Source organism: Actinoplanes campanulatus, assembly GCF_014647795.1.
Classification (GTDB): Bacteria; Actinomycetota; Actinomycetes; order Mycobacteriales; family Micromonosporaceae; genus Actinoplanes; species Actinoplanes campanulatus.
The window spans coordinates 1-5,377 of sequence record NZ_BMPW01000057.1; the positions used below are offsets into that span (position 1 = coordinate 1).

Genomic DNA, 5,377 nt, shown 5'->3' on the forward strand with positions numbered 1-5,377 from the left:
GTCACCGCACCCCTGAAAACCAGCTAACCAACTCTCCATCAAACCCGGGGCTTGACAGGTGCCTACAAGGATGCGTTGGTGCGCAGCGCACGCCTATCTGCACTTCCTCGAGCGTCAGTTACCGGCTTCAAGGTGCTTGACGGGCGCTGCCGCTTGCTGGGGGCGCGCGTAGATGGGAGCATTGTCGCCATGATCAAGAGAATCGAGCCCACCGTCCGCTGGTGAGCGTGACGCCCGAGCCCGGACTGCTTGGACCCCAGATTGCACTGTTCGAGCACGCTCTGCGTCTCCATCAACAACATCCCGATGGTGTTCTGCCTCGCGAGGGTGAGCCGTATCCGGACGAGCAGCGTCGCCGCTCGGGGCCGTCAACCCAGCGCGCGAGGGATCAACGACTGTACGGGGCCGATGTCGCCGTCATCCTCGACAGGCACTTCAGCCAGCCTGACGCGCAGCCGAGTGAACTTGCCGATGCCTTCCGCGATGTCTACCTTCCCATCCATCGCAACGACCACATTGTTGCTGCGGCGCTGCGCGCGGATCGGCAGCGTGTGCGGCAGACCGGCCGGTGGTTGGTGCGGCACAGCACCGATCGCAATGCCGCTACGGTCGGGCTCACGCTGCTGGCCGCTGATGCGGCCGAGGGCGACATCCCACTGATCCAAACCATCGGTCTGCTGTCGGACTGGTTCGGCCCGTTGGCCGCAGAGGCGTTGCAACGCCGCCGTGGAGGTGCCGAAGCCCTGCTGTGGCTTGCCGAGCGTGTCGCCGGCTGGGGGCGGGTCTACGTCGTCGAGGCGCTGTGCAGGATCGGCGCGGCCGGTTCCCGAGCGTGGCTGCTGCGCCATGCCTGCGACGGCGACTACCTCAACGGCTATTTCGCCGGCAAGGTTGCCACTACAGCGCACCTGCACGAAGCGATTACCAGCACCGATGTCGACGACGACCTGGTCGATCACACGGGTCGGCTGCTGAGGACCATGGCGGACTGCGATGGAATGGGCATGACCCTCGGGCACTACCCGCCGGCGCCTGTCGTGCTGGCCGCGCATGCTGTTCACCTCGCCCGGCAGCCGCCGACAGCGAACCGGTACGTCGATGCCGCCATGATCGCCGACTATCTGGCCGCCAAGCCTTCGAATCGATGTGGCTGCACTGCCGAGCAGCGGGACCGCATCGTGCAGCAGTACCTCGCCGTACTTGAGCAACCCGATTGGCGTGCCGCGATCCGTGCGGGCCGTGGTCTGAACAGCGACTTCTTCGCCTGGTTCACACGCCACACGGCAGCGCGGCTGCGTCTCGGCATGTCTTCCGACGGGACGGAAAATGACGAACGTTGAACCACGCCGCCAACCGACACCAAAGACAGCAACGACGGCGTCGAGGCGCCCTCGAAGAAGCCGCTGTGCTTTCCGGAGCCAACATTTGAGGGACCGAATCACCACCGACCCCGACACATTCTCAAGCCGCTGTCCGCTCAGCTCTCCAGACTGCCGCAGTCGTCGTGTTCGGTCGACTCCCCTCATCCATACGATCATGGTCGACACGGGGAGGTGAATTCGGACGTTGGTACGTACGCTGCAATGCCGCCGGATGGCGAAACTTCCGGCTTTGAATGACGTGGAAGAACTCGTTGCGCTGAATGCCACCGTCGACGGCCGGCTGGTCGCGGTCTCGGCGTCCGGCAGCCTGCGTAACCGGCTTACGGGTCTGCGTGTACGAATTCACTTGCACACAGCCGGAGACGACTGGCTTCCGGTGGAACTGACCGGTGTGACGATAGTGCCGAACAAGGTGGACCTGCTGGCTGATGGAAGTCTTCTGCTGGTCCAGTCCCGAACTGTCCGCCGCCCGTTCGAGCCGGTGCCGGACAACGCACAGGTATTCAGCGCGTCCGGTCATGCGTTGCGGTCATTCCGGGTCGGTGATGGTGTCCAACAACTCGCTGTCGACGAGCCGGGCACCATCTGGGTCAGCTACTTCGATGAGGGCATCTACAGTGGGGATCCGCTCAGCGCCGGCGGCCTCACACGGTTCGACGAGTACGGCCGACAGTTGTGGACCTACTGGCCGCCATCCGGATTCGACCACATCGCCGACTGCTACGCATTGAATGTGGGTGCTCGCACGACGTGGGCCTACTACTACACCGGCTTCCCGCTGGTCCGGATCACCGATACGAAGGTCGCCCCCTTCCCGCCAGGCCCGGTCCGCGGGGCGCGAGGTGTACTCGTCCACGACGACGTGGTGATCTTCATCGGCGGGTACGGCCAGCCGCACCAGTTGTCCGAGTTCCGGCTGCGCGACGGAGTCATCGTTGAGCACGGCCCAGCTGCCCTCACCCGGTTGAAGAGAATCAACCTCGTCAGCACCAGAGGAAGCCGACTCTACCTGCGAACGACCCATTCGGTCTTTGAGGCCGACCTTGCTGAATCCTGATCGCTCGCGTACTGCCGGGCAGCGCCGGACGTCCTCTCCTGCCGCAAATAACGCGCGCTCGGTCTCAACTCTCTACCCGCACGAGTTCTCCCGCCGACAACCGCTGCAGTAACTCTTGGTGACGTAGCGGCATGGGCCGCAGCAACGCCGGGTCTCAGCCGGGAGGTTGAACGACAAGCTCAGGCGGTCCGGCGTTCCGGAACGACCACCGGGTGGGACGCCGGGCCGCGTGGCTGAATCTCAGGCGGTCCGGCGTTCCAGGACGACCACCGCGGTCGGGGTGGGACGCCGGGCCGCGTGCTCGTCGAGGCTTTCGTCGATTTGGCGCCACCGGTCCCAGAGCCGGTCCCGTTCGTCGCCGACGGCGGCGCGGCCGTGGACCGGGCGGGGGCCGTCGGACAGTTCGACTTCGGCGTCCGGGTGCGCCTGGAGGTTGAGCCACCAGGCGGGCTCGGGCGCGCCCCACCCGTTCATGGCCAGCGTGACGAGATTGTCGCCGTCCTCGAAATATCCCAGGATGACGGACCGTGGCTCCCCGCTGCGGCGGCCGATGGTCGTCAGCCGGAAGTGGCCGTAGGTCTGGGCTTTGGGCTGGTTGAGGCTGAACCGTGCCCCACCGAACCGGTAGAGGGCGCGGTGCACGGCCCAGGCCGTCCGAATGAACCATCGTGGCGGGAGTCTGCGCATGGTCGCCTCCGCGATTCGACTGTCGCCGATGCTATAACCCGGTAACCAGTCACGAGGTCGGCTTCTCGGCCGTGAATGGCCGCGAGTCCTCGCTTTCCTGGTTGAAGCTGATCATGGCGGGTGGGCGGTCGCTGGACCAGCGCAGCACGGTGACGGCGCAGTTCTCCTGGTAGAGGCTCATCCACCGCCATTCCGGGGCGTCCATAACGTGCCGGACGAACCAGCCGATCACGAAGTTGTGGGTGATCAGCAGCTCGCGCCGGTCGGTGTCGCCGACGACGCCGAGATGCGCGACGGCGGCCCGCAGCCGGACCGCGTCGGGATCGCGCTCTCCGGCGGGTACCCCGTCGAGCCAGGCATGCCAGCGTTCCGGATAGCCGGCTCGGTCCGAGGGGTGAACAACTGTTGCCGTTTAGGTACTCAGGAGTGCTCAATAGTCGGCTATGGTCGGCATCGTGAACCTGAAGGAATGGGCAGCGGCAACCGGGATCTCGTACGCGACGGCACGTCGGCGTTATGAGTCCGGGACGCTGCCCGTTCCTACCTACCGGATCGGCCGTCTCATCATGGTCGGGGAGCCGGTCACTGGCGTGACCGGTGACGCCGGGCAAACCGTGGTTTACGCCCGGGTGTCGTCGGCCGACCAAGAGCCGGACCTGGATCGGCAGGTCGCCCGGGTGACCGTGTGGGCCACCGGTCAGAGGATCGGCGTGGACCGGGTGGTGACCGAGGTCGGCTCCTCGTTGAACGGGCACCGCAAGAAACTCCTCGGCCTGCTGCGTGACCCTGCCGTGTCGACGATCGTTGTCGAGCACCGTGACCGGTTCGCCCGCTTCGGTGCCGAGTATGTCGAGGCCGCGCTGACCGCGCAGGGCCGCCGGTTGCTGGTGGTCGATCCGGCCGAGGCCGACGACGACCTGGTCCGCGACGTGACCGAGATCCTGACCTCGCTGTGCACCCGGTTGTACGGTCGCCACGCTGCCGCGAATCGTGCCCGCCGGGCTGTCGAGGCAGCCACCGAGGACCCCGCGTGAAGACGATCCAGGCGTACCGGTTCGCCCTCGACCTCGCTCCTGGGCAGGAACGTGACGTGCTCGCGCATGCCGGGGCGGCCCGGGTCGCCCATAACTGGGCGCTCGCCAAGGTCAAGGCGGTGATGGATCAGCGGGCCGCCGAGCGCTCCTACGACGTGGCCGAGGAGCTGTTGACGCCGTCGCTGTCGTGGTCGCTCGCAGGACTGCGGAAGGCGTGGAACGCGACCAAGCCCGAGGTGGCGCCGTGGTGGAGCGAGGTGTCAAAGGAAGCCTTCAACACCGGCCTGGACGCCCTCGCCCGCGGCTTGAAGAACTGGGCCGACTCCCGCAACGGCAAACGTGCCGGCCGGCCGGCCGGCTTCCCCCGGTTCAAGTCCCGCCGCCGCACCACACCATCCGTGCGGTTCACGACCGGGGCAATCCGGGTCTAGCCCGACCGCATGCACGTTGTGCTGCCCCGGCTGGGCCGCCTGAGGCTGCACGAGTCCGCCCGCAAGCTGGCCCGCCGCCTCGACAACGGCACGGCCCGGATCATGTCCGCGACTGTGCGGCGTTACGGCGGGCGCTGGTACGTGTCGTTCACCGTCGAAGTCGAGCGTTTCAAACGCACTCCGGCCTGCCCCGGCTCGGTGGTCGGGGTCGACGTCGGGATCATGCACCTCGCGGTGCTGTCCACCGGTGAGCTGGTCGACAACCCGCGGCACCTGGTCGACGCGCAGCACCGAATGCGGTCGCTCGGCCGGGCGCTGTCGCGCAAGTCCGGCCCCGACCGGCGCACCGGCCGCCGCCCGTCGAAACGCTGGGAGCGGGCTGCGGCTCGGCTCGGACGGGCGCATGCCCGGGTGGCGAATCTGCGCCGTGACGGCCTGCACAAGCTGACGACCCGGCTCGCGGCCACGCACGGGACGGTCGTGGTCGAAGACCTCAACGTGACTGGCATGCTGGCCAACCGGCGCCTGGCCCGGCACATCGCCGACGCCGGGTTCGCGGAGATCCGCCGGCAGTTGGCGTACAAGACCATGTGGAACGGCGGCAGGCTGCTCGTGGCCGACCGCTGGTATCCGTCCTCGAAAACCTGCTCAGGCTGCGGCACAGTGAGATCCAAGCTGGCCCTCTCCGAGCGTGAATACGCCTGTAAGGCGTGCGGCCTGGTCCTCGACCGTGAGGCACCCCCGTATTCATGGAGCTTCTTGATCATGGTCTGATGGCCGTGGGGA

6 protein-coding genes and 1 pseudogene are annotated in these 5,377 nt (G+C 66.9%); 5 read left to right on the forward strand and 2 right to left on the reverse strand.

Features of this window, described 5'->3' with window-relative positions; all coding sequences use genetic code 11:
• Positions 1-221: 221 nt before the first annotated feature.
• Positions 222-1,340, forward strand: a complete 1,119-nt coding sequence (locus IEZ13_RS45875) for a hypothetical protein (RefSeq protein WP_229795811.1) — start codon at positions 222-224, stop codon at positions 1,338-1,340.
• A gap of 253 nt (positions 1,341-1,593) precedes the next feature.
• Positions 1,594-2,439, forward strand: a complete 846-nt coding sequence (locus IEZ13_RS45880; protein ID WP_183228022.1) for a hypothetical protein — start codon at positions 1,594-1,596, stop codon at positions 2,437-2,439.
• Positions 2,440-2,679: 240 nt separating this feature from the next.
• On the opposite strand, the gene IEZ13_RS45885 is transcribed toward IEZ13_RS45880, so the two are convergent.
• On the reverse strand, positions 2,680-3,126 hold the full coding sequence (locus tag IEZ13_RS45885; protein WP_183228023.1) for a nitroreductase family deazaflavin-dependent oxidoreductase: 447 nt from the start codon (positions 3,124-3,126) through the stop codon (positions 2,680-2,682).
• A gap of 49 nt (positions 3,127-3,175) precedes the next feature.
• Positions 3,176-3,493: pseudogene (locus tag IEZ13_RS45890) on the reverse strand (histidine phosphatase family protein); the annotation flags it as partial.
• A gap of 88 nt (positions 3,494-3,581) precedes the next feature.
• Between IEZ13_RS45890 and IEZ13_RS45895 the strand changes: the two are divergent.
• Genes IEZ13_RS45895 through IEZ13_RS45905 form a run of 3 tightly spaced genes read left to right on the forward strand, consistent with a single transcriptional unit; the run spans position 3,582 to position 5,365 of the window.
• A complete protein-coding gene (locus tag IEZ13_RS45895; RefSeq protein ID WP_183228024.1) occupies positions 3,582-4,160 on the forward strand; it encodes an IS607 family transposase in 579 nt (192 codons plus the stop codon).
• Positions 4,157-4,591 carry a helix-turn-helix domain-containing protein gene (locus IEZ13_RS45900; RefSeq protein WP_183228025.1) on the forward strand — a complete coding sequence of 145 codons (435 nt, stop codon included), beginning with the start codon at positions 4,157-4,159 and terminating at the stop codon, positions 4,589-4,591. Before IEZ13_RS45895 ends, IEZ13_RS45900 begins: the two co-directional genes overlap by 4 nt.
• 9 nt (positions 4,592-4,600) lie before the next feature.
• Complete coding sequence (locus tag IEZ13_RS45905; protein ID WP_221246406.1) at positions 4,601-5,365, forward strand: RNA-guided endonuclease TnpB family protein; 765 nt, start codon at positions 4,601-4,603, stop codon at positions 5,363-5,365.
• Positions 5,366-5,377 lie beyond the last annotated feature (12 nt).